The 19,822-nt window shown below is 62.2% G+C and carries 19 protein-coding genes; 9 read left to right on the top strand and 10 right to left on the bottom strand.

All coding sequences use genetic code 11. The features are described 5' to 3' along the window. The first annotated feature begins 224 nt into the window (after positions 1-224). Entirely contained in the window at positions 225-1,451 is a 1,227-nt protein-coding gene (locus ACP7A2_RS13600) for a TIGR03862 family flavoprotein (protein WP_426134597.1), read from the top strand. A 103-nt stretch (positions 1,452-1,554) separates the two neighbouring features. Here the strand turns inward: ACP7A2_RS13600 and ACP7A2_RS13595 are convergent, their stop codons facing one another. Next, complete coding sequence (locus tag ACP7A2_RS13595) at positions 1,555-2,889, bottom strand: DEAD/DEAH box helicase (RefSeq protein ID WP_348059156.1); 1,335 nt, start codon at positions 2,887-2,889, stop codon at positions 1,555-1,557. Positions 2,890-2,937: 48 nt separating this feature from the next. Next, positions 2,938-3,834: a drug/metabolite exporter YedA gene (gene yedA / locus ACP7A2_RS13590; protein WP_348059154.1), complete on the bottom strand. Its 897-nt coding sequence runs from the start codon at positions 3,832-3,834 to the stop codon at positions 2,938-2,940. A 160-nt stretch (positions 3,835-3,994) separates the two neighbouring features. Here yedA and ACP7A2_RS13585 point away from each other — a divergent pair, with 160 nt between their 5' ends. Together ACP7A2_RS13585 and ACP7A2_RS13580 are read left to right on the top strand one after the other, a co-directional pair. Continuing rightward, positions 3,995-4,456, top strand: a complete 462-nt coding sequence (locus ACP7A2_RS13585; protein ID WP_426134596.1) for an Lrp/AsnC family transcriptional regulator — start codon at positions 3,995-3,997, stop codon at positions 4,454-4,456. Between the two features lie 266 nt (positions 4,457-4,722). Continuing rightward, positions 4,723-5,031 carry a DUF3077 domain-containing protein gene (locus ACP7A2_RS13580; protein ID WP_426134595.1) on the top strand — a complete coding sequence of 103 codons (309 nt, stop codon included), beginning with the start codon at positions 4,723-4,725 and terminating at the stop codon, positions 5,029-5,031. A gap of 202 nt (positions 5,032-5,233) precedes the next feature. Here ACP7A2_RS13580 and ACP7A2_RS13575 read toward each other — a convergent pair whose 3' ends face one another. The 3 genes from ACP7A2_RS13575 to ACP7A2_RS13565 all read right to left on the bottom strand — a co-directional run bounded on the left by ACP7A2_RS13575 (position 5,234) and on the right by ACP7A2_RS13565 (position 7,257). Next, positions 5,234-5,845, bottom strand: coding sequence for a 3'-5' exonuclease (locus ACP7A2_RS13575; RefSeq protein ID WP_348059150.1), 612 nt, complete (start codon positions 5,843-5,845; stop codon positions 5,234-5,236). A gap of 25 nt (positions 5,846-5,870) precedes the next feature. After that, positions 5,871-6,347 (bottom strand): NYN domain-containing protein, encoded by a 477-nt coding sequence (locus tag ACP7A2_RS13570; protein ID WP_083356641.1) that lies wholly within the window; start codon positions 6,345-6,347, stop codon positions 5,871-5,873. A gap of 130 nt (positions 6,348-6,477) precedes the next feature. Continuing rightward, on the bottom strand, positions 6,478-7,257 hold the full coding sequence (locus tag ACP7A2_RS13565) for a DUF2076 domain-containing protein (protein ID WP_426134594.1): 780 nt from the start codon (positions 7,255-7,257) through the stop codon (positions 6,478-6,480). 180 nt (positions 7,258-7,437) lie between these two features. Here ACP7A2_RS13565 and ACP7A2_RS13560 point away from each other — a divergent pair, with 180 nt between their 5' ends. Beyond that, positions 7,438-8,097, top strand: a complete 660-nt coding sequence (locus tag ACP7A2_RS13560; RefSeq protein ID WP_426134593.1) for a YciC family protein — start codon at positions 7,438-7,440, stop codon at positions 8,095-8,097. Positions 8,098-8,137: 40 nt separating this feature from the next. Beyond that, positions 8,138-9,226 (top strand): endonuclease/exonuclease/phosphatase family protein, encoded by a 1,089-nt coding sequence (locus ACP7A2_RS13555; protein ID WP_426134592.1) that lies wholly within the window; start codon positions 8,138-8,140, stop codon positions 9,224-9,226. A 121-nt stretch (positions 9,227-9,347) separates the two neighbouring features. Here ACP7A2_RS13555 and hrpB read toward each other — a convergent pair whose 3' ends face one another. Then, the gene (gene hrpB / locus ACP7A2_RS13550) at positions 9,348-11,855 is read right to left on the bottom strand and encodes an ATP-dependent helicase HrpB (protein WP_426134591.1); all 2,508 of its coding nucleotides are present in this window, start codon (positions 11,853-11,855) and stop codon (positions 9,348-9,350) included. A 254-nt stretch (positions 11,856-12,109) separates the two neighbouring features. On the opposite strand from hrpB, the gene ACP7A2_RS13545 reads away from it, so the two are divergent. Then, positions 12,110-12,529 carry a polyribonucleotide nucleotidyltransferase gene (locus ACP7A2_RS13545; protein WP_426134590.1) on the top strand — a complete coding sequence of 140 codons (420 nt, stop codon included), beginning with the start codon at positions 12,110-12,112 and terminating at the stop codon, positions 12,527-12,529. A 15-nt stretch (positions 12,530-12,544) separates the two neighbouring features. Next, the gene (locus ACP7A2_RS13540; RefSeq protein WP_426134589.1) at positions 12,545-13,438 is read left to right on the top strand and encodes a cation diffusion facilitator family transporter; all 894 of its coding nucleotides are present in this window, start codon (positions 12,545-12,547) and stop codon (positions 13,436-13,438) included. Positions 13,439-13,440: 2 nt separating this feature from the next. Here the strand turns inward: ACP7A2_RS13540 and ACP7A2_RS13535 are convergent, their stop codons facing one another. After that, positions 13,441-14,466, bottom strand: coding sequence for a DUF6515 family protein (locus ACP7A2_RS13535; protein WP_426134588.1), 1,026 nt, complete (start codon positions 14,464-14,466; stop codon positions 13,441-13,443). A gap of 433 nt (positions 14,467-14,899) precedes the next feature. On the opposite strand from ACP7A2_RS13535, the gene ACP7A2_RS13530 reads away from it, so the two are divergent. Both ACP7A2_RS13530 and ACP7A2_RS13525 read left to right on the top strand, forming a co-directional pair. Then, entirely contained in the window at positions 14,900-15,379 is a 480-nt protein-coding gene (locus tag ACP7A2_RS13530; protein WP_003194418.1) for an Lrp/AsnC family transcriptional regulator, read from the top strand. 206 nt (positions 15,380-15,585) lie between these two features. Next, positions 15,586-15,795: a DUF2788 domain-containing protein gene (locus ACP7A2_RS13525; protein WP_007975837.1), complete on the top strand. Its 210-nt coding sequence runs from the start codon at positions 15,586-15,588 to the stop codon at positions 15,793-15,795. Here ACP7A2_RS13525 and ACP7A2_RS13520 read toward each other — a convergent pair. The 3 genes from ACP7A2_RS13520 to ACP7A2_RS13510 form a co-directional block, all read right to left on the bottom strand. Further along, positions 15,790-16,425, bottom strand: a complete 636-nt coding sequence (locus tag ACP7A2_RS13520) for a pseudouridine synthase (protein ID WP_426134587.1) — start codon at positions 16,423-16,425, stop codon at positions 15,790-15,792. The two genes, ACP7A2_RS13525 and ACP7A2_RS13520, sit on opposite strands and share 6 nt — an antisense overlap. A 70-nt stretch (positions 16,426-16,495) precedes the next feature. Next, complete coding sequence (gene amn / locus ACP7A2_RS13515; RefSeq protein ID WP_426134586.1) at positions 16,496-17,968, bottom strand: AMP nucleosidase; 1,473 nt, start codon at positions 17,966-17,968, stop codon at positions 16,496-16,498. A gap of 198 nt (positions 17,969-18,166) precedes the next feature. Further along, on the bottom strand, positions 18,167-19,819 hold the full coding sequence (locus tag ACP7A2_RS13510) for an acyl-CoA dehydrogenase family protein (RefSeq protein WP_426134585.1): 1,653 nt from the start codon (positions 19,817-19,819) through the stop codon (positions 18,167-18,169). Positions 19,820-19,822 lie beyond the last annotated feature (3 nt).

Here is a 19,822-nt window from a genome sequence, read left to right as displayed (position 1 = left end):
GTTTCCTCAGAAAGAACGCGGTAGCAGTATTGGGGCTGCTACGCAGCCCAACGCGGGGCAAGCCCGCTCGCCACAACAAGCCTGCTAACCACAACAGGCCCGCTCACCACAACAAGCTCGCTAACCACAACAGGCCCGTTCACCACAACAACCCTTTTCCCACCCCCACAACCGCGCGGCATCTCTTACAATGGGCGCCCTTTCTTTACACGCCAGGCCTGCTGATGTCCGCCACTGCCCCTTCCCACGTCGCCATTATCGGCGGCGGCCCTGCCGGGCTGATGGCCGCCGAAGTCTTGAGCCAGGCGGGCGTGCGGGTAGACCTTTACGACGGCATGCCGTCGGTGGGCCGCAAGTTCCTGCTGGCGGGCGTGGGCGGCATGAACATCACCCACTCCGAAGACTACCCGGCGTTTTTGTCGCGCTATGCCGAGCGTGCGCCGCACGTGGCGCCGCTGCTGCGAGCGTTTGGCGCCGAGGCGTTGTGTGAGTGGATTCATGGTTTGGGGATTCAGACCTTTGTCGGCACTTCCGGTCGGGTGTTTCCTACCGACATGAAAGCCGCCCCGCTGCTGCGCGCGTGGCTCAAGCGCCTGCGCGATCAGGGCGTGGTTATCCACACCCGTCATCGCTGGATAGGCTGGAATGCTGACGGTGACTTACTTATCCACAGCCCGGACGGCGAGAAAGTTGTCCACAGCGACGCGGTGCTACTGGCGCTCGGTGGCGGCAGTTGGTCACGCCTGGGCTCCGACGGTGCCTGGCTCAAGTTGCTGGAGGACAAAGGCGTGCCTTACGCCCCGCTGCAACCGAGCAACTGTGGTTTCGAGGTGTCGGCCTGGACTAAATTGATGGTCAGCAAATTCGCCGGCGCGCCGTTGAAAAACGTTGCCATCGGGTCGGCGGATGACAAGCCCCGGCTGGGCGAATGCGTGGTTACCGCCAGCGGGATCGAAGGCAGCTTGATCTACGCGCTGTCGGCGCCGATTCGGGAAGCAATCAACCGTGACGGCTCGGCGACCGTGCACATCGACCTGCTGCCGAGCAAGCCACTGGACAAGGTGCAGGCCGCCTTGGCCAAGCCCCGTGGGTCGCGGTCGATGAGCAAGCATTTGCACAGTCACTTGGGGCTGGATGGGGTGAAAGCTGCGCTGTTGCGTGAACTGGCGCCCGCTGAGCACTTCAATGACCCGGCGCAACTGGCGGTGGATATCAAGGCGTTGCCGCTGACCCTGGTGAAAACCCGGCCGATGGACGAAGCGATCAGCACCGCCGGTGGCGTGCCGTTTGAAGCGCTGGACGAGCGTTTGATGCTCAAGCAACTGCCGGGGGTGTTTTGTGCGGGGGAGATGCTGGATTGGGAAGCGCCGACCGGCGGGTATTTGCTGACGGGGTGCTTTGCCAGTGGCAGAGCGGCTGGGCGCGGCCTGTTGGAATGGCTTAGCCGCTGAGACCGCTATCGCAGGCAAGCCAGCTCCCACATTTTGATCGGTGAATACGGTCAAAGGTGGGAGCTGGCTTGCCTGCGATGAGGCCATCAGCCACACCGCACCATCACTTCTTCTTACGCGGGCCTGTATTAAACACCGGCACCTTGCGCACCGGCTTGATCGAAGGCTCCGGCGGCGTCGCCTCCCCGCTGTCCACCCACTTGCCCAGGTTGCGCTTGCCGCCACCGCCCGACGTTTTAGGTTTCTTCGGTTTCTTCGGCTTCTTCACCACCTGCCCGCTGGCATCGGTGTCCGGCACGCGGTGTTCCGGTTCGAAATCCTGCTCCATCTGGCGGGTCAAGGTCTGACGCGTCAGCATCTCGATGGCCGAGAGCATGTTCACTTCATCGGCGCACACCAGGGAAATCGCTTCACCGGTGTTGCCCGCGCGGCCCGTGCGGCCGATACGGTGGATGTAATCCTCGGCCACGATCGGCAGGTCGAAGTTGACCACCAGTGGCAGGTCTTCGATATCCAGGCCACGGGCCGCCACGTCGGTGGCTACCAGAATCTGCACATCACTGGACTTGAAACGGTCCAGCGCGCGTTGGCGGGTCGCCTGAGGTTTGTCGCCATGGATGCCGTCGGCATTGATGCCCAGGCCCTGCAACTTGTCCACCAGCGCGTCCACGCCGTTACGGGTTTTGGCGAACACCAGCACCTGCTTCCAGCGGCCTTTGCGCATCAAGTGCACGAACAGCTCGGCCTTGCGCTTCTTGTCCACCGGCACAACCCATTGCTTCACGGTGTTGGCAGCCACGTTGCGCGGGCTGACTTCAATGCTCAGCGGGTCGTTGAGCATCTGCCCGGCGAGCAGGCGGATATCATCAGAGAAGGTCGCGGAGAACAGCAGGGTCTGGCGCTTCTTCGGCAGCATGCGATAAATGTTCGCCAGCTCCTCGGAGAAGCCTAGGTCGAGCATGCGGTCGGCTTCATCGAGCACCAGGGTTTGCAGCTGGTTGAGCTTCAGCGCGTTCTGGCGGAACAGGTCAATCAGGCGGCCCGGCGTGGCGACCAGAATGTCGACGCCCTTGCGCAGCTTCATCATCTGCGGGTTGATGCTCACGCCGCCGTAGACCGCGTACGTGGTCAGCGGCAGGTGTTGCGCGTATTCGGCGACGCTGGCGTGAACCTGCTCGGCCAGCTCGCGGGTCGGGCACAGGATCAGCGCGCGCGCCGAGTTGGCGGCGACTTTCGGCCCTTCCATCGTCAGCAGTTGCAACAGCGGCAGGGCGAAACCGGCAGTTTTGCCGGTGCCGGTCTGGGCCGCGGCCATCAGGTCGCGACCGGCCAGCACCGCCGGAATGGCTTGCGCCTGCACCGGCGTCGGGGTCTGGTAGCCAAGCGTCTCAAGGGCGCGCAGCAAGGGTTCGATCAGGCCAAGGGAGGCGAAAGTCATGTATTTACCGTAGGAAAAATTCAGCGCAAAGCCGTAATGCGCCGCAGTTTACCTTATTTCCGGCTTCGGCTTGCGCCACTGGGGCAGGCTGATCAATAGCACCGCGCTGATGATCACCAGCATCGCCAGGGCTTCTTCCATGCCGATGGTTTCACCGACGAACACAATTCCCAGCAACACCGCCACCGCCGGGTTCACATAGGCATAGCTGGTCGCCGCCGCCGGGCGCACGTGCTTGAGCAAGTACATATAGGCATTGAAGGCGATGATCGAACCGAACACCGCCAGGTAAGCCAACGCGAGCCAGCCCTCAATCGGCGGTATGGCGTGCAGGCGCTCACCGGTCAGCGCACTGCCGACCAACAGCAGCGCACCGGCGATCAGCATTTCCGCCGCGCTGGCCATGGCGCCCGCAGGCAGCGGCAAATGCCGGCTCCACACCGAGCCAAAGGCCCAGGAAGCGGCAGCAAACAGCAACAACATCGCGCCAGTCGGGCTCGATTGCAGGTTGGAACCCATGTTGAGCATGGCAATGCCGATAATCCCCAGCACCACGCCAGCCCACTCCAACCGCGTATTACGCGCGCCCCAGAAATAACCGCACAACAAGGTGAACAAAGGCACCGTCGCCACCGCCAGCGCAGCTACACCCGAGGCCACGCCTGTGTGCTCGGCCACCGTCACCGCGCCATTGCCAAAGGTCAGCAGCAACACGCCAATCTTGGCCGCCGCCTTCCACTGCACCCACGTCGGCGCCGGCGCCCCGCGCCAGCGTAAATAGCCATACATCGCCGCGCCCGCGAGCAAAAAGCGAATCCCGCCGAGCATCAACGGCGGCCAGTATTCCACGCCAATGCGGATCACCAGGTAGGTAGACCCCCAAATCACATACAACGCAAAAAAGGCGGCGATCAACGGTAAAGGGAAGCGACGTGGGCCAGGCATTGGGCAGCTCTACGGCAGGAAACGGGAGGTTTATTCTAGAAAAGCAGCCCGATAAAAATAAGTTACAAAACCTGTTTAAAGCGCCCGTACACTTTTCAAAACATGGTTATGAAGGCTATAAACCGTGCTTTCGAAAGCCCTGCGCAATTGGAGCCTTATCATGGACAAATACGACCGCATGCTCCTCAGCGCCCTGCTCGAAGACGGCCGCGCGTCCTACGCGCAACTGGCCCGCACGGTAAACCTCTCCGCCCCCGCCGTGGCCGAACGCGTGGCCAAGCTGGAAGCCAGTGGCGTCATCACCGGGTACCAGGCCAAGGTGGACATGTCCAAAGTGGGCTTGCCGATTCAGTGCGTGATTGAGCTGCGGCTGACCAACCATGGCAGCCAGAAAGTGTATGACGCACTGAGTGAAATCCCTGAACTGACAGAATGCCACCGCGTGACAGGCGACCCGTGCGTGATCTTGCAGGCAGCGGTGGGCTCGATGCCGGAGTTGGAGAACTTGATCAACCGGATTGCGAAGTTCGGGTTCAGCAAGACGTCGATTATTTTGTCGAGTGCGATAGAAAGGCGGGTGCCGTTGGGGCAGTTGGAAGGCAATGGGAAAAATGGTGGCTGAACCAGCGCTATCGCCGGCAAGCCAGCTCCCACAGTGACCGAGTCGTCAGGGCTGGATGCAATCTACTGTGGGAGCTGGCTTGCCGGCGATGGCGTCAGTTGCTTCACCACTTCCCGTTCTCTTGCAGGACATTTCCGAGCGACGTTTCAAGCCTTGTTCTGCCGGGATCTCACCACTAATCTGCACAACGTCGTCGGCCCTTCGATGACCGGAAGTGCAAGTCCGAATACGCAGGAGGAGATGGTTAAAGATTCGGGAGATTCACCATGGTCAAAGCAACTTCTACTTCAACTGACACCCAGGCAAACTTCCTCAGCGAAGACGCCCTGCTCAACCGCCGAGCCATCGACTACTACCTCAAAGCCTGCGCCCCGGATGCGCCCAATTTCGTGCTGAACGACAACCTGAGTTTCGAAGATGCCCTGGCCCATGCGGCTGACTTGCTGCATTGCGCGGTGGAGACAGCGCCTTCACTGGATGAGGCGGCGAACCCGCAGCAGCGGGCGGTGATGCATTTGGTGGGGATGGCGAAGGAGGTGGTGGATCGGGCGTTGGAGTGTGTGCAGCCTCGATAGCCTCAAGGACGCCATTTTGTGGCGAATGGGCTGTTGTGGTGAGCGGGCTTGCCCCGCGTTGGGCTGCGCAGCGGCCCCAATAAGGGCGCCGCGTTCTTTCAGTTAAGACCGAGTGTCAGGTTTGGGGCTGCTGCGCAGCCCAACGCGGGGCAAGCCCGCTCGCCACAACTGGCGCTCTAGCCGCATGAGATGCGCGCGGGGGTTAGAACCCGCGATGTTTTCTCAGGTGTTCATTGATCTTCGCCGCCGGCACTTTCTGCAAGGTGCACAGCAGGTCGTGGGACAGTTCGCGCAAGCCGTGGGTGCCGCGCAGTTCCTGGGCCAAATGCGCCGTGAGGTTGGCGGCCATTTCCGCATCCGCCATCGCTCGGTGAGCCTTGCCGGTGTGGGGCAGTTGGGCGAAGGTGTTCAGGGTGCCGAGCTTGTGGTTGGGCGCCGACGGCATCAGGCGGCGCGCCAGCAGCAGCGAACAGGCGAATTTCTGCAGGCGGGTGCGGCGGATCTGGCTCAGTTCGTAATCCCAGAATCGTTGGTCGAACGCGGCGTTGTGCGCCAGCAATGGCGTGGCGCCGACGAATTCATTCACTTCATTCATCACCCGCTCAGCCGGCGGCGCGCTGCGCAGCATGGCGTTGCTGATGCCGGTGAGTTGTTCGATGAAGCCCGGCACGCGTACGCCTGCGTTCATCAGGCTCTGGTAGCGGTCCACAATTTGGCCACGCTCAAGGATGACCACCGCGATTTCCGTGGCGCGGCAATAGCTGCTCGGGGTGATGCCGGTGGTTTCAAAGTCGATGACCGCTATACGTTCCAAACCTGTTCCAACTCCGTCTAACTGATTATTTGAGCAGCAACGCGCCTTCGATGGGCACGTAGCGGCTGGCAGCGCGTATCAGTGAATTGGCCGTCAGCCCAGGCACGCCGTAGGCCACGGCTTCAACGCCATGCTTTTGGATGATGCGGTCGAGCAGCATATCGAAGTCACCGTCGCCGGAGGCCAGCACCACTTCGTCGACGTGGTCGGCAGCGTCCATGATGTCGAGGGTGATGCCCACGTCCCAGTCGCCTTTGGCCGAGCCGTCGGCGCGCTGGATGTAGGGCTTGAGTTTTACCGTGAAGCCCAGGTTGCGCAGGATCTGCTGGAATTGCTGCTGCTTGCTGTCACCACGGTCGATGGCATACGCGTACGCCTCGACGATCTGCCCGCGCGAGCTGATGTCAGCCCACAGGGCGGCGTAGTTGAAGTGGCAGCCATACGCCTGGCGCACGGTGTAATAGAGGTTTTGTACATCGGCGAACACCGCAATTTTCTTCACCGCACTTCCCCATGGCTGCCGCTCGGGCCTCGGACGCGTAGGTCCGCAAAGGCGCCAGTATGCCAGCCATGGGAAAGTTTCAGCGAAAAATCAGCCCGGGGCGACGAAGCGCACCGGGCTTGAGGGAGTGTCAGACGAAGGTATCGTCGTCGCCGAACGAGGAGGAGTCGTCGGAATAGTCGCTGTCGGCGAAGCTGTCCGAGGCATTGTCGCTGCCCCAGCTGTCGTTACCGCCGGCAAACTTCTGGTCGTCATTGCCCCAGTTGCTGTTGCCGTTGTCGCTGGCAGGCGCCGGCTCTTCGCGGATGATTTCTTCCACCACTTGCGGCTGTTGCGAGTTGTGGTTGAACAGGCTGCTGATACCTTCGGCCAGCATCACACCACCGGCCACGCCGGCTGCGGTTTTCAGCGCACCGCCGAGGAAACCACTGCCAATGGGCGCGGCGGGTGCTTGCGGCGGCTGTTGATAGTTCTGCTGTGGCGCGCCGTAGTTTTGCTGTGGCGCAGGCTGGCCAAACTGAGGCCGCGCCGGTTCACGCCAGCCGCCACCCGATGAAGGGGGCGCGCTCTGTGCCGGTTGCGAATCGCGGGCGCCGCCGCCACCAAAGATGCTCGACAGGAAACCGCCGCTGCTCGGCGCCGATTGCGCGGCCTGAGACTTGGCTTGTTGCAGTTCATCCTGCAATTGCTGGATTTGCAGCGCCTGCTGCTTGTTCTGCGCGTCGAGGCTTTTGATCGCGTGTTCCTGCACCAGGATCGACTGGGTCATGTAATACCCGGCCGCCGGTTGGCGAGTCATGTGTTCCTTGATCCGCGCTTCGGCCAGGGCGTCGCGGGGGGCTGAGTCCGTTTCGGCTTGTTGCAACCGTGAAAACAGTCCATCGATCAGGGTTTGCTCTTCGCTGTTCATGGCGACCTCGTTAGATTGCCGGTAAAAATCATGGTCCTGCCTGAGTTCAAGCAAGCTACGCCTTAGTTATGGGGGTGTTACGAAACGTTTCAATGGTCTTTACCTAAGGTTTACGTTTGCGTGTGCCCAGTCATGATCGGTTAAAGTGTGGCCCTTGCTTTCAGGCCTGTGATCAAGCTGATGAATCCGTTAGACGTGCTGCGCGACTCCTTTCGTTTCACTCGAGGCAACCTGGGCGCCATCGTCCAGTTGTGCCTGCCGTTGGTGATTCTCGAAGCCCTGCTGCAACAGGTGCTCGACCACACGCTCGGGCCGGATGCCTTCCCCGGTTACAGCGTGGTGGTGGGGTTGCTGGTGTACCCGCTGTACACCGGCGCCTTGATCCTGTTTCTCGACGCGCGCACCCGTGGCGAGTCGCCGAGCACCAAGGATGTGTGGGCCATGGCCCTGGCGCTGTGGCCGCGTTTCGCGCTGCTGACGGCCATGAGCACCCTGCTGATTTTGCTCGGCCTGTCGCTGTATTTCCTGCCGGGGCTGTGGCTGATGGTGGTGCTGGCGTTTGCCGAGTACCTGCTGGTGTTGCGCGGCATGTCGGCGCTGGAAGCGATGAAGGAAAGTTTTCGCCTGACCCGTGGGCATTTCTGGCGGATCCTGGTGTGCCTGCTGTGCGTGATGACGCCGTTGTGGTTGCTCAAAGGCGTCAGCGTCGAGGCCTATCCAGACCCCGCGCCGCTGCTGGGTGTGTTGATCGACAGCGCCCACAGCTTCCTGCAACTGTTCACCAGCGTAGTCCTGTTCCGTTTATTCATGCTGATCGGTGGCGACGCCGACGCGCGGTGATATGCTCCGCGGCACCTTCCAAACGCTATAAGCCGAGCCGATGACCCGTTTATTGCGCATAACCGTGCTGAGCCTGTTGATGCTCGCCGCCGTGTTCACGGCCCTGGTCTACAGCCTGACCTGGCGCCCTGACGACAAACACGTCCTGCCCGTGCGCTGCGTCGCGCCCCGCGCGCCAACCTTGCTGCCAGGGCAGGCGCTCAAGGTCATGACCTGGAACGTGCAATACCTGGCCGGCAAGAACTACGTGTTCTGGTACGACACGGCCAATAGCAGCGGCCCGGACGACCGCCCTACCGTCGAAGACATGGCCGCCAGCCTGGATGAAGTGGCGCGGGTGATTCGCGATGAACAGCCCGACATCCTGTTGTTGCAGGAACTCGACGAAGGCGCCAAACCGTCCCACTATCAGGACCAGGTTGCGCTGCTTCAGGAGCGCCTGGTCGACCTCTACCCGTGCAGCGCCCAGGCCTTCGACTGGAAAGCCGACTTCGTGCCCAGCCTGCATATCTTCGGCAGCGTCGGCCGCAAGCTTGTGACCTTGAGCCGCTACCAGATCGAACACGCCGAGCGCCTGCAACTGCCGGTGTCCCCGGCGAATTTCATCACCCGCCAATTCCAACCCAAACCGGCCTTGTTGCTGACCTACCTGCCGTTGAGCGACGGCGGCCAATTGGCCGTGCTCAATACACGCCTGGATGGCGACATGCCAGGGCGTACGGCGGTGCAGGAGCAAGTAAAAGCCACGGTGAAGTTGCTGGATAAATTCGAAGGCCGTGGCACGCCGTGGCTGATTGGCGGAGATTTCAACCTGCTGCCGCTGGGGCAATTTTTGCGGTTGGACGCCGGTAAGCGCGGGCGGTATTCGCCGGACAGTGAGCTGCATTTGCTGTGGGATAAATACCCGATGATTCCGAGTAACAGTGAGTCCAGCGGGATTGATCGAGCGAAGTGGCTGACAAACTTCCCCAATGACCCGAGCCTGGATGGGCCGGATCGGACGTTGGATTACCTTTTCTACAGCCCACGCATCAAGCGGGTCGAGGCCAAGGTGCGCCAGGAAGACACGCTGCGCATCTCCAACCACTTACCCGTGATTGCGCGGTTCCTGCTGCCCGCCGCGCAATAAAAACACTACGGAACCCCTGTGGGAGCTGGCTTGCCTGCGATGCAGACAACTCGGTCCCTCAGTTACACCGCGGCGATGCTATCGCAGGCAAGCCAGCTCCCACAGGTGATCTTTGTTGTGGCTACTTGCGGGGTTTGATCCGGGCGGTTGCTTCGGCCACCAAGGGGTCGTCCGGCCAATAGTGCTTGGGGTAGCGCCCCTTCAAATCCTTCTTTACCTCGGCGTATGTGCTGCGCCAGAAATTCGCCAAGTCCTGCGTCACCTGCACCGGCCGCCTTGCCGGGGACAGCAGGTGCAGTTTCACCACCTGACGCCCACCGGCAATGCGCGGCGTGTCTGCCAGCCCGAACAGCTCCTGCAAACGCACCGCCAGAATCGGCGGCTGTTCGCTGTAATCCAGACGCACCGACGAGCCTGAGGGCACTTTTACATGCTGCGGCGCCAGCTCATCCAGGCGCTGGGGCAGCGGCCACGGCAGCAGGTTGTGCAGGAAACTGGAAATATCCAGGTTGGAAAAATGGCTCAAGCGCGAAACTTTGCCCAGGTACGGCATCAGCCAGTGTTCGAGGCTGGCAAGCAGGGCGCTATCGCTGATATCCGGCCACTCGCTGGTGTTGCCAGCATCCAGGTGGCGCAGCAGCATGACGCGGGATTGCCATTGGCGCAGTTCCGGCGTCCACGGCAACAACTCCAGCCCTTTGCGCCGCACCAGGTTAACCAGCGCCTGGCTGCGCGCGGATTCGTCCAGGCCAGTTAACGGCTCTCGGCTCAGCACCAGTTCGCCGACTTTGCGCTGGCGTTCAGCGCGCAACACGCCTTCGCGTTCGTCCCAATCCAGCTGGTCAACGTTGCGCACTTGCTCGGCCAACACCGTGTCGAACAGCGCCGGATCAAAGTCCGCCGCGAGGTAGATACGTTCTTCGCGCTGACCCTGGCGGCTGCCGAGGTCGGCGATCACCAGCCAGGGTTGTTTCATCAGGCTGTCGGCTTCGGCGAACAGCGCGGCGCGCCCGTTGGCCAGGCGGTATTCGGCACCACCGGAACGGCGTTGCTGGGCGACGCGGTCCGGGTAGGCCAGCGCCAGCAAGGCGCCGAGCCAGCGCGGGTGGTCAGGGTCGGCCACGGGTTGGGTCGCCTTTCCTCTTAGATAGCCGCGATATTGCCGGGCGAGTTGCTTGGCGCGCTGCACGCCGCCTTGCGTTCCGCGCGCGCGTTCTTCGCCGCTGAGCAAGGCCAGACGGCTGTGCACATCCGCGCCGCCGCCGCGCAAGATATCGCGCTCACCCAACAGCGCGGCAACATCACACGCGGTGGTCGCCAGCCCCAAGTCCTGCCCGCGCAACAGCAGATGAGCGATACGCGGGTGCGCAGGCAGCTCGGCCATCTTCTGGCCGTGGGCGGTGAGTGTGTTGTCATTCAAGGCACCCAGGCGCATCAGCAAATCCTGGGCCTGGGCGTAGGCGGCGCTCGGCGGCACATCCAGCCACACCAGTTGCGCAGGCGTAACGCCCCAACGCGACAGCTGCAAGGCCAGGCCTGCGAGGTCGGCCGCGAGAATTTCCGCACTGCCATACGCGGCCAGACCTTCATGCTGGTCTTCGGACCACAGGCGATAACACACGCCCGGCTCCAGCCGCCCTGCCCGACCGGCGCGCTGGGTGGCACTGGCGCGGGAGATGCGCTGGGTGTCGAGGCGGGTCATGCCGCTGCCGGGGTCGAAACGCGGCACCCGCGCCAGACCGGCGTCGATCACCACACGCACGCCGTTGATGGTCAGGCTGGTCTCGGCGAGGTTGGTGGCCAGCACCACTTTGCGTTTGCCGGCGGGCGCAGGGTCAATGGCGGCGCGCTGGGCGTTGAGGTCGAGTTCGCCATGCAGTGGGCAGAGCAGCACCTGCGTGCGATCGCCGAGGGCATCGGCCAGTTGCTGGTTGACCCGGCGAATCTCAGCCTGACCCGGCAGAAACACCAACACGCTGCCGGTTTCGTCGTGCAGCGCTTCGAGGATGGTTTGCACCACACGCGGCTCGATAAATTCACCGGCCTGATACGGCCGCCCCCAGCGCATCTGCACCGGGAACATGCGCCCTTCGCTGCGCAGGATCGGCGCGTCGTTCAGCAACGCCGACAGGCGCTCGCCTTCGAGGGTGGCCGACATCAGCAGGATTTTCAGCGGTTGCTCGTCGCGAAACAGCTCGCGGCCGTTGAGGCTCAGGGCCAGTGCGAGGTCGGCGTCGAGGCTGCGTTCGTGGAACTCGTCAAAGATCAGCAAGCCCACGCCGTCCAGCGCCGGGTCGTCCTGCAAGCGCCGCGTGAGGATGCCTTCGGTGACCACTTCGATGCGCGTGTTGGGGCCGACTTTGCTGTCCAGGCGAATGCGATAGCCGACGGTTTCGCCGACCTTTTCGTCCAGCTCGCTGGCCAGGCGTTCGGCCGCTGCGCGTGCAGCGAGGCGGCGCGGTTCGAGCATCAGGATGGTCTGCCCGGCCAGCCACGGCTCGTTCAACAGCGCGAGGGGCACACGGGTGGTTTTACCGGCGCCGGGCGGCGCTTCCAGCACGGCTTCATGGCGAATCGCCAAGGCGTCACGCAGGGCGGGTAAAACATCATCAATCGGCAACGAATTCATACTGGCTCCAAAGCAGAGCGGCGAGTATAACGGCGAACTGCCGGATGCCGATGCTGGTCTCACAGGCACCGCTCATTGACTGGACAACACCATCACATGTGGGAGCGGGCTTGTGTGGGAGCTGGCTTGCCTGCGATGCGAACAACTCGGTTTGCGCAGTGATGCTATCGCAGGCAAGCCAGCTCCCACATTAGAGCGGCGGCGTTCGGTACATCTGGCTTATAGTCTCGTAATAACTGTTCAGGAGAGTCCCAATGCGTATCGCTTCCCGTGTCATCGGCGGTGTCCTCGCCGTTACCCTGCTGAGCCAACTGACGGCCTGCGGTTCGATTTTCTACCCTGACCGCCGTGGCCAGATCGACGGCAAGATCGACCCGGCCATCGCCGTGCTCGACGCCGTGGGCCTGCTGTTCTACGTGATCCCGGGCCTGATTGCGTTTGGCGTCGACTTCGCGACTGGCGCCATCTACTTCGAACCGGGCAAGACCGCCCAGGTCGCGCCGGAGAAACTTCACGAAGCCATCGGCGCCGACGGCAAGGTCGACACCGCCAAGCTGCAAAGCATCATTCAGAAAGAAACCGGCCGCACCTTGCCGCTGGACGACCCGCGCATGATCCAGTTCAAGGGCAGTGTGCAACAGCTCGCATCCCTGGGCCTGCAACCCGCCGCCTAAGGACGTGAGCCGCCTATGACCAGCAGCCCCGAACACGCCAGGCTCTTGCGCCTGGCCACCCGCGCGTCGGTGGGCGTGGCCTGTGCGCTGATTATCACCAAGGCCATCGCCTGGTGGTTCAGCGGCTCGGTGAGCATGCTCGCCGGGTTGACCGACTCGCTGCTCGACGGCGTAACCTCGCTGCTGAATTTGCTGGCAGTGCATTACGCGCTGCGCCCGGCCGATGACGACCACCGTTACGGGCATGGCAAGGCAGAGTCGCTGTCGGGTATGGCCCAAGCACTGTTTATTGCGGGCAGTGCGGTGTTGATCGCGTTTCAGGCATACCAGCGCTTGCAGCACCCGGAACCTGTGGGCGCGCCCTGGCTGAGCATCGGCGTGATTGTGTTTTCGCTGGCGATGACGGTGGCGCTGCTGATGCTGCAACACCGGGTAATCCGTGAAACCGGCTCCAACGCGGTGCGCGCGGACTCGCTGCATTACCGCTCGGACCTGATGCTCAACGGCAGCATCCTGGTGGCGCTGGTACTGGCTGGGTTTGGCTATCACCAGGTGGACGCCTGGTTTGGCCTGGGCATCGCCGCCTACATTTTGTGGAGCGCGATCCAGATCGCCCGGGAAAGCTTTGCGGTGTTGATGGATGAGGAACTGCCGCCGGACGTCAGCCAGCACATGCTGGAACTGGCGCGCGGAGTGCCGGGGGTGTTGGGTGCGCATGATTTGCGCACGCGGATTTCCGGCAGCCACTGGTTTGTGCAGCTGCACCTGGAATTGCCGGGGGAATTGACGCTGTCAGTCGCCCACGGCATCAGCGATCAAGCCGCCGACGCCATTCACACCGCCTACCCGCGTGCCGAAGTGCTGGTGCACGCCGACCCGCGGGAAGTGGTGACGGGCAACAAACCCTAGCACTACTGCACCTGATACCCGCGACTGCTCAAGCAGTTGCCCTGGGCCTGGCGGTAGGTTTGCACAACCGCAGGGTCCGGGGCGTAGGTAACGGTGCGTGGGTCGAAGCCACTTTGTTGCACCGCCCAGCGATAACAGTCGTAGCCGTCCTGCTGCACCTGGGCCGGTGACTGGCCGTTGGCCGGATAGGCAACCACGTCATAGCCATTGCTCTGCGGCGCAGGCGCCGGTGCTTGCGCCGGCGGTTGCACCACCACGTACTGCTGGGAGGTGCTTTCGTAGGTGTAATACGCGCCGGCTGCGACGAAGAACAGCGTACTGCCGACCCACACTTCCCGCGCGTAGTCCGGCAGGGTTTGCACGCGAATCCCATACGGCGGCGTCACCACCACATAACGCGGGCCTTGCGGGCGATACCAGTAGCCGCCGGAGTAGAAGTAATCCTGGCCACGGTATGGCACGCGGTAATTGCGATCGGGGAAGCGGTCGACGATAAAACCGGGGCGATACTGCGGGCCTGGGCCCCAGCCATTGCCATGCCCATCGGGGCGGCCTGGCCAGCGGTTGTCGTTGGGATGGCCATTGTTGAAGCCGCCGCCCGGACGCGGGCCGGGGCCATTGCCGGCTTGCCAATGCGGGTTGTCATCGTTGCGACGCGGGATGTCTCGGTAATAACCCTGACGCGGTTCCTGAGTCTGGCGAACCGTGTCCGGGCGGCCCTGGATCGGCAGGTTATTCGAAGGCTGCTGCGCGGGCCGGGGCTGCTCGGCGCCTTGCGGGCGACCTTGCCACTGGCCACGGCCCTGCTGCTCGGCACGCTCGAAGTGCTGATTTTGCGGGCGTGGCTGATTATTCTCGGGGCGCGGCTGGTTGTTTTGCGGGCGCGGCTGCTCGTTGCCTGGCCGCCCACCTTCGGGCCCTCGTTCATGCTGACCACCGTTCTCGGAACGCGGGTCGTCGGCCATTACTTGCGTGCCGATGCTGATCATCAACAAACCTACACCTGCCATACGCCAGATGCGCTTCATGCTATTCCTCACTGCGGGTTTGGGCCTGGAATGTCGGGCCTCACGGTATAAGACTGGAAAAGCCTCACCCGGTTCTGAGACAGGTTATCAGTCACGAGAACAATTTTCTGAAGACAAAGAAAAAGGGGCGACCCGTCGGCCACCCCTTGAGAACTTCGTCCGTGCTCAACGCTTTTGACGTTGGCTCACCTCACGCCGTCTTGTGGACAGTGTGCAGCCTGGAGGCCGGCTCAACCCTGCTGGGGCGGCGGCCGCAGCGCACCTGATTCGGCGAGCTGCTGTGGACTGTTTGTCCAGGCGGTGATTCTGTTAATAAAGATACCCGCAGGCGCCCGACAGATGATTGCGAAGATTGCGTCAATAAACAGTGCTTGCGCAATTTTTAACCCTTCATGGATAATTCACCGCAATAGTTACGACAAAGGCCAACCCAATGAGCAAGCTTGACCGATACGACCTGAGTATTTTGGCGGAATTGCAGCGCGACGCGAGGATCTCCAACCAGGAGTTGGCCGAGCGTATCGGCCTGTCGCCTTCGCCCTGCTCGCGGCGGGTCAAGCAATTGGAAGACGACGGCTACATTGCGCGCCAGGTGGCACTGCTCGACCGCAAGATGCTCGGCTTGAGCCTGACGGCCTACGTGCTGATCGGCATGGACCGGCATACGCCTGAGCGTTTCGAGAATTTCGAAGCCGCCATCCGCACCCTGCCTCAGGTGCTGGAATGCAGTTTGGTGACGGGAATGGATGCGGACTATCAGTTAAAAGTGGTGGTGCCGGACATGGACCACTATCAGAAACTGCTGCTGGGGCATTTGACGCGCATTGAAGGCGTGACCAGCGTCAGGTCGAGTTTTGTGCTGAATCAGGTACTCAACAGCACCGAATTGCCGCTGACTCACCTGCGTACCTGATCCCAAGCCCAATGAAGATCCATTGTGGAAACTGGCTTGTGTGGGAGCTGGCTTGCCTGCGATGCAGGCAACTCGGAGTACCAGGCAGACCGAGGTGATGCTATCGCAGGCAAGCCAGCTCCCACATCGATCCAGGTCAATGTTGAACCTGCAGCCCTGCCTTATACTTCCCGCCTGCCCTGTCGGAAAAATCCCCCATGAACAACATCGACCCCGCCGTTTTTGAAGAATGGATGATGACGGGACTGGTCACCATCCTGATCATTTTCATGGGCTTTATCGTCTGGGACCTGGCGAAGAAATCCAAGGCCGGGCGCTTTGGTTCGTTCATCCTGTTTTTTGTGCTGGGGCTGGGCGTGGCCGCGTTCATCATCAAGAGCGTGGTGATCGGCCTGATCGAGTCCGGCGCGTTATAACCGCGCCGGTACTTCCTTCCATTGGCCTTGATCCAGGCCGTCAATTGACCACTCGCCAATGCGCACGCGCACCAGGCGCAGGGTCGGCAAGCCCACCGCCGCTGTCATGCGTCGCACCTGGCGGTTGCGCCCTTCACGAATCACCAATTCCAGCCAATGGGTCGGCACGCTTTTGCGAAACCGTACGGGCGGGTTGCGCGGCCATAACTGCGGCTCGTCCAGTTGCCGCGCTTCGGCGGGCAAGGTTTTGCCGTCATTCAGCTCAACGCCGTCGCGCAGGCGTTGCAGCTGCTCTTCGGTCGGCTCGCCTTCCACTTGCACCCAATAGGTTTTTGCCAGTTTGTGCTTGGGGTCGGCAATACGCGCCTGCAACTGGCCGTCGTTGGTCAGCAGCAACAGGCCTTCGCTGTCACGGTCCAGACGGCCCGCCGGGTAGATGCCGGGGACGTCGATAAAATCCTTGAGCGTCGCGCGGCCGCCTTCGTCGCTGAATTGGGTCAGCACGTCGAAAGGTTTATTGAACAGCACCAGCTTCGGCTCCGCCGGTGGCGCCTTGGCGACACGACGGGAAGCTGCGTGTGGAGGTTTCACGCCAGGGCGGCGCGAATCGGGACGGGTGGGACGGGACATGGCGAAGGCAATCTAACGGTCAGGACCGACAATGCTAGTGGCCTGACCGTTAAATGACCATCCCAACCGCTTAGCGGAACGGCGGTTCGTCGAAGCTACGCAGTTTGCGCGAGTGCAGCGAGTTGAGTTCGGTGCGCAACAAATCCACCGCCTCGATGCCGATCTTCAAGTGCTGGCTGACCGCGCGCTCATAGAACGCGTTGGCCGAACCCGGAAGCTTGATTTCACTGTGCAGCGGTTTGTCCGACACGCACAGCAAGGTGCCGTACGGAACCCGCAGGCGATAGCCCTGGGCTGCGATGGTGCCGCTTTCCATGTCCACGGCCACGGCGCGGGACAGGTTGATCAGCGGCCGTTCCTGGGCCCAACGCAACTCCCAGTTACGGTCGTCGTAAGTCAGCACGGTGCCGGTGCGCAGGCGTTTTTTCAGCTCTTCGCCTTTTTCGCCGGTGACGTTGGCCGCCGCTTGCTGCAAGGCCATCTGCACTTCGGCCAGCGCCGGAATCGGGATGTTCGGCGGTACCACGCGGTCGAGAATCCCGTCGCGGCGCATGTAGGCGTGAGCCAGTACGTAATCGCCGATGGTCTGGGATTGGCGCAGGCCGCCGCAGTGGCCGATCATCAGCCAGCAATGCGGGCGCAGCACGGCCAGGTGGTCGGTGATGTTCTTGGCGTTGGAAGGGCCGACGCCGATGTTGACCAGGGTGACGCCGTGGCCATCAGATGCCTGCAAGTGGTAGGCCGGCATTTGGTAACGGTGCCACACCACGCCGGCCGCAATAGCCGACGCTTCGCCGTGGTCCATGCTCTTTTCGATCACCACGTTGCCCGGCAGCACCATGCGGATAAACCGCGGGTCGCTGCGCAATTGCTCCAGGCCATGCACGATGAACTGGTCGACATAGCGGTGGTAGTTGGTCAGCAGAATCCACGGCTGCACATGGCGCCAGTCGCTGCCGGTGTAGTGCACCAGGCGGCGCAGGGAGAAGTCCACGCGGGCCGCATCGAACAGCGCCAGCGGCAGCGGGTCGGTGTTTTCCCAATCGTAGAGGCCGTCGGCGATGCCATCGGTGGCAGCCGACAGGTCGGTGCTCGGGAACACACGGGCCAGCGTTGCTGCGGTTACGCCGGAGCCGGCCAGTTCGTCGCCCTGCTCCACCACGTACGGGTACGGAATGTTTTGCTGGCTCACACCCACTTCCACCGTCACGGTGAAGTCGTGCATCAGCGGCACCAGTTGCTCCAGCAAATATTTACGGAACGCGGCGGGATGGGTGACGGTGACGCTGTAGGTCCCCGGCAATTGCACCTTGGCGTAGGCGCGGGTGGTCTGTGGGACTTCGCCCTGTACCAGGTAAGTCAGGCGCAGTTCCGGGTAACGAAACATCGCGCGTTGTGCGGCGTCAGGCTCGACGCGGTCTTTGAGGTATTGCTTGAGGGCTTGGTTAAGTGCGCCGGTGGCGCGCTCATGCAGAGCCGCCAGCCGATCCACGGCCTCTTCGGCGGTTTGAACGACAACAAAAGCTTCGGTCACGGTAAGCATCCTGTGTTCTGACGTGCAGGCCGTTATCTTGCCTGTATCCCTGTCAGACGCAAACTTTGAATTGGAGTGCCCACTCAAGATGGGTGCAATCCCTGTGGGAGCTGGCTTGCCTGCGATAACGGTAGGTCAATCAGCAATAATGTGACTGATAGACCGCTATCGCAGGCAAGCCAGCTCCCACAGTTTGACTGTATTTATTCAGAGGGATTGAGGCGTTGAGCGGGCGACGATAGCTTCAACATCAACGCCGCGTGGCAGGGTGCCGTAGACGCGGCCGGACGACTCACCCAAGCGGCTGGCGATAAAACCGTCGCTGACCGCCGCGTTCCCCGCCTCCAGCAACAGCTTGGCCTGCAACGCCACGGCAATATCCTCAGTCAATTGCCGCGCGCGGTATTGAATATCCTGGGTGTCCATAAACGCCAATTTCAGCTGCTCGATATGCCGCGCCAGCCTGTTGTCGCCATGCACGTCTCCCAGTTCAACAAACAACGCCTCCAGCACGCCCGGTTCTTTCGACAGTGCACGCAGCACGTCCAGGCACTGCACATTGCCGGAACCTTCCCACGTCGAATTCACCGGCGCCTCACGGTACAGGCGCGGCAGGATGCTGTCTTCGACATAGCCGGCACCGCCCATGCACTCGGCGGCCTCGTTGATCATCGCCGGCGCACGTTTGCAGATCCAATACTTGCCCACCGCCGTCACCAACCGGGCGAATTTGGCCTCTTGTTCATGATCGAGATGGTCCAGCGCGCGCCCCATGCGCAGGCTCAAGGCCAATGACGCTTCGCTTTCCAGGGCCAGGTCGGCCAGCACGTTTTGCATCAACGGCTGTTCGCTGAGCACTCGACCGCCGACCAAACGATGGGCGCAATGATGGCTGGCCTGGGTCAGCGCCTGGCGCATCAGGGCGCTGGAGCCGACCATGCAGTCGAAACGGGTCATGGCGACCATTTCAATGATGGTCGGCACGCCACGACCTTCCTCGCCGATCATCCACGCCAGCGCGCCGCGAAATTCCACTTCGCTGGACGCGTTGGAGCAATTGCCGAGTTTGTTTTTCAGGCGCTGGATGTAGAACGCGTTGCGCGTGTCGTCCGGGCGGTGCCGGGGCAGCAGGAAACAGGTCAGGCCCTTGTCAGTCTGGGCCAGCGTCAGGAATGCATCGCACATTGGCGCCGAGCAGAACCACTTGTGGCCCACCAGTTCATAGGCTTGCCCTGGGCCGCCCGCGCCCACCGGATAGGCGCGGGTGGTGTTGGCGCGCACGTCGGTGCCACCCTGCTTCTCGGTCATGGCCATGCCGATAGTCGCACCCGCCTTATGAGCGATGCCGACATTGCGCGGGTCGTAGGTGGTGGCAAGAATTTTCGGCAGCCAGATGTCAGCCAGGTCCGGCTGCAGGCGCAGGGCCGGAACACTCGCAAACGTCATGGTCAGCGGGCAACCGGTGCCCGCCTCGGCCTGGCTGTGCAGGTAGGTCATGGCCGCGCGGGCCACGTGCGCGCCGGGTTGCGGATGTGCCCACGGCAGCGACGGCAGGCCATGTTCGACGGCGGTACGCATCAACTCGTGATAGGCCGGATGAAACTCCACCAGGTCGATGCGATGACCATAACGGTCATGGCTGTTGAACACCGGCTTGTTCTGATTCGCCAGAAACCCGGCCGCCATCAGCGGCCCACCGGCCAGCGCGCCATACGTATCGATGCGCGTCTCGGCCCAGCCGGCGCCAAAGCGACGCGACCACTCTTGCAACGGCAAGTCGATGCGATACAGGTTGGTGCCATCAAGCGATGGCGGCTGGTTGGTGACGTCGTGGGTTTCGGCGAACGGGTGCAGGTTCATGAC

It is taken from the genome of Pseudomonas sp. PWP3-1b2 (genome assembly GCF_049896045.1).
GTDB lineage: Bacteria > Pseudomonadota > Gammaproteobacteria > Pseudomonadales > Pseudomonadaceae > Aquipseudomonas > Aquipseudomonas antarctica_B.
The sequence above is the reverse complement of the archived record's forward strand: the minus strand, read 5'-3'. Positions and strand labels throughout refer to the sequence as shown.

Coding starts and splice junctions, on each gene's coding strand:
- ACP7A2_RS13510 (WP_426134585.1), bottom strand. CDS start 19,819: ATGAACCTGCACCCGTTCGCCGAAACCCACGACGTCACCAACCAGCCG.
- ACP7A2_RS13600 (WP_426134597.1), top strand. CDS start 225: ATGTCCGCCACTGCCCCTTCCCACGTCGCCATTATCGGCGGCGGCCCT.
- ACP7A2_RS13540 (WP_426134589.1), top strand. CDS start 12,545: ATGACCAGCAGCCCCGAACACGCCAGGCTCTTGCGCCTGGCCACCCGC.
- ACP7A2_RS13560 (WP_426134593.1), top strand. CDS start 7,438: ATGAATCCGTTAGACGTGCTGCGCGACTCCTTTCGTTTCACTCGAGGC.
- ACP7A2_RS13585 (WP_426134596.1), top strand. CDS start 3,995: ATGGACAAATACGACCGCATGCTCCTCAGCGCCCTGCTCGAAGACGGC.
- ACP7A2_RS13555 (WP_426134592.1), top strand. CDS start 8,138: ATGACCCGTTTATTGCGCATAACCGTGCTGAGCCTGTTGATGCTCGCC.
- ACP7A2_RS13580 (WP_426134595.1), top strand. CDS start 4,723: ATGGTCAAAGCAACTTCTACTTCAACTGACACCCAGGCAAACTTCCTC.
- ACP7A2_RS13520 (WP_426134587.1), bottom strand. CDS start 16,425: ATGTCCCGTCCCACCCGTCCCGATTCGCGCCGCCCTGGCGTGAAACCT.
- amn (WP_426134586.1), bottom strand. CDS start 17,968: ATGCTTACCGTGACCGAAGCTTTTGTTGTCGTTCAAACCGCCGAAGAG.
- yedA (WP_348059154.1), bottom strand. CDS start 3,834: ATGCCTGGCCCACGTCGCTTCCCTTTACCGTTGATCGCCGCCTTTTTT.
- ACP7A2_RS13530 (WP_003194418.1), top strand. CDS start 14,900: ATGAGCAAGCTTGACCGATACGACCTGAGTATTTTGGCGGAATTGCAG.
- ACP7A2_RS13545 (WP_426134590.1), top strand. CDS start 12,110: ATGCGTATCGCTTCCCGTGTCATCGGCGGTGTCCTCGCCGTTACCCTG.
- ACP7A2_RS13595 (WP_348059156.1), bottom strand. CDS start 2,889: ATGACTTTCGCCTCCCTTGGCCTGATCGAACCCTTGCTGCGCGCCCTT.
- ACP7A2_RS13535 (WP_426134588.1), bottom strand. CDS start 14,466: ATGAAGCGCATCTGGCGTATGGCAGGTGTAGGTTTGTTGATGATCAGC.
- hrpB (WP_426134591.1), bottom strand. CDS start 11,855: ATGAATTCGTTGCCGATTGATGATGTTTTACCCGCCCTGCGTGACGCC.
- ACP7A2_RS13565 (WP_426134594.1), bottom strand. CDS start 7,257: ATGAACAGCGAAGAGCAAACCCTGATCGATGGACTGTTTTCACGGTTG.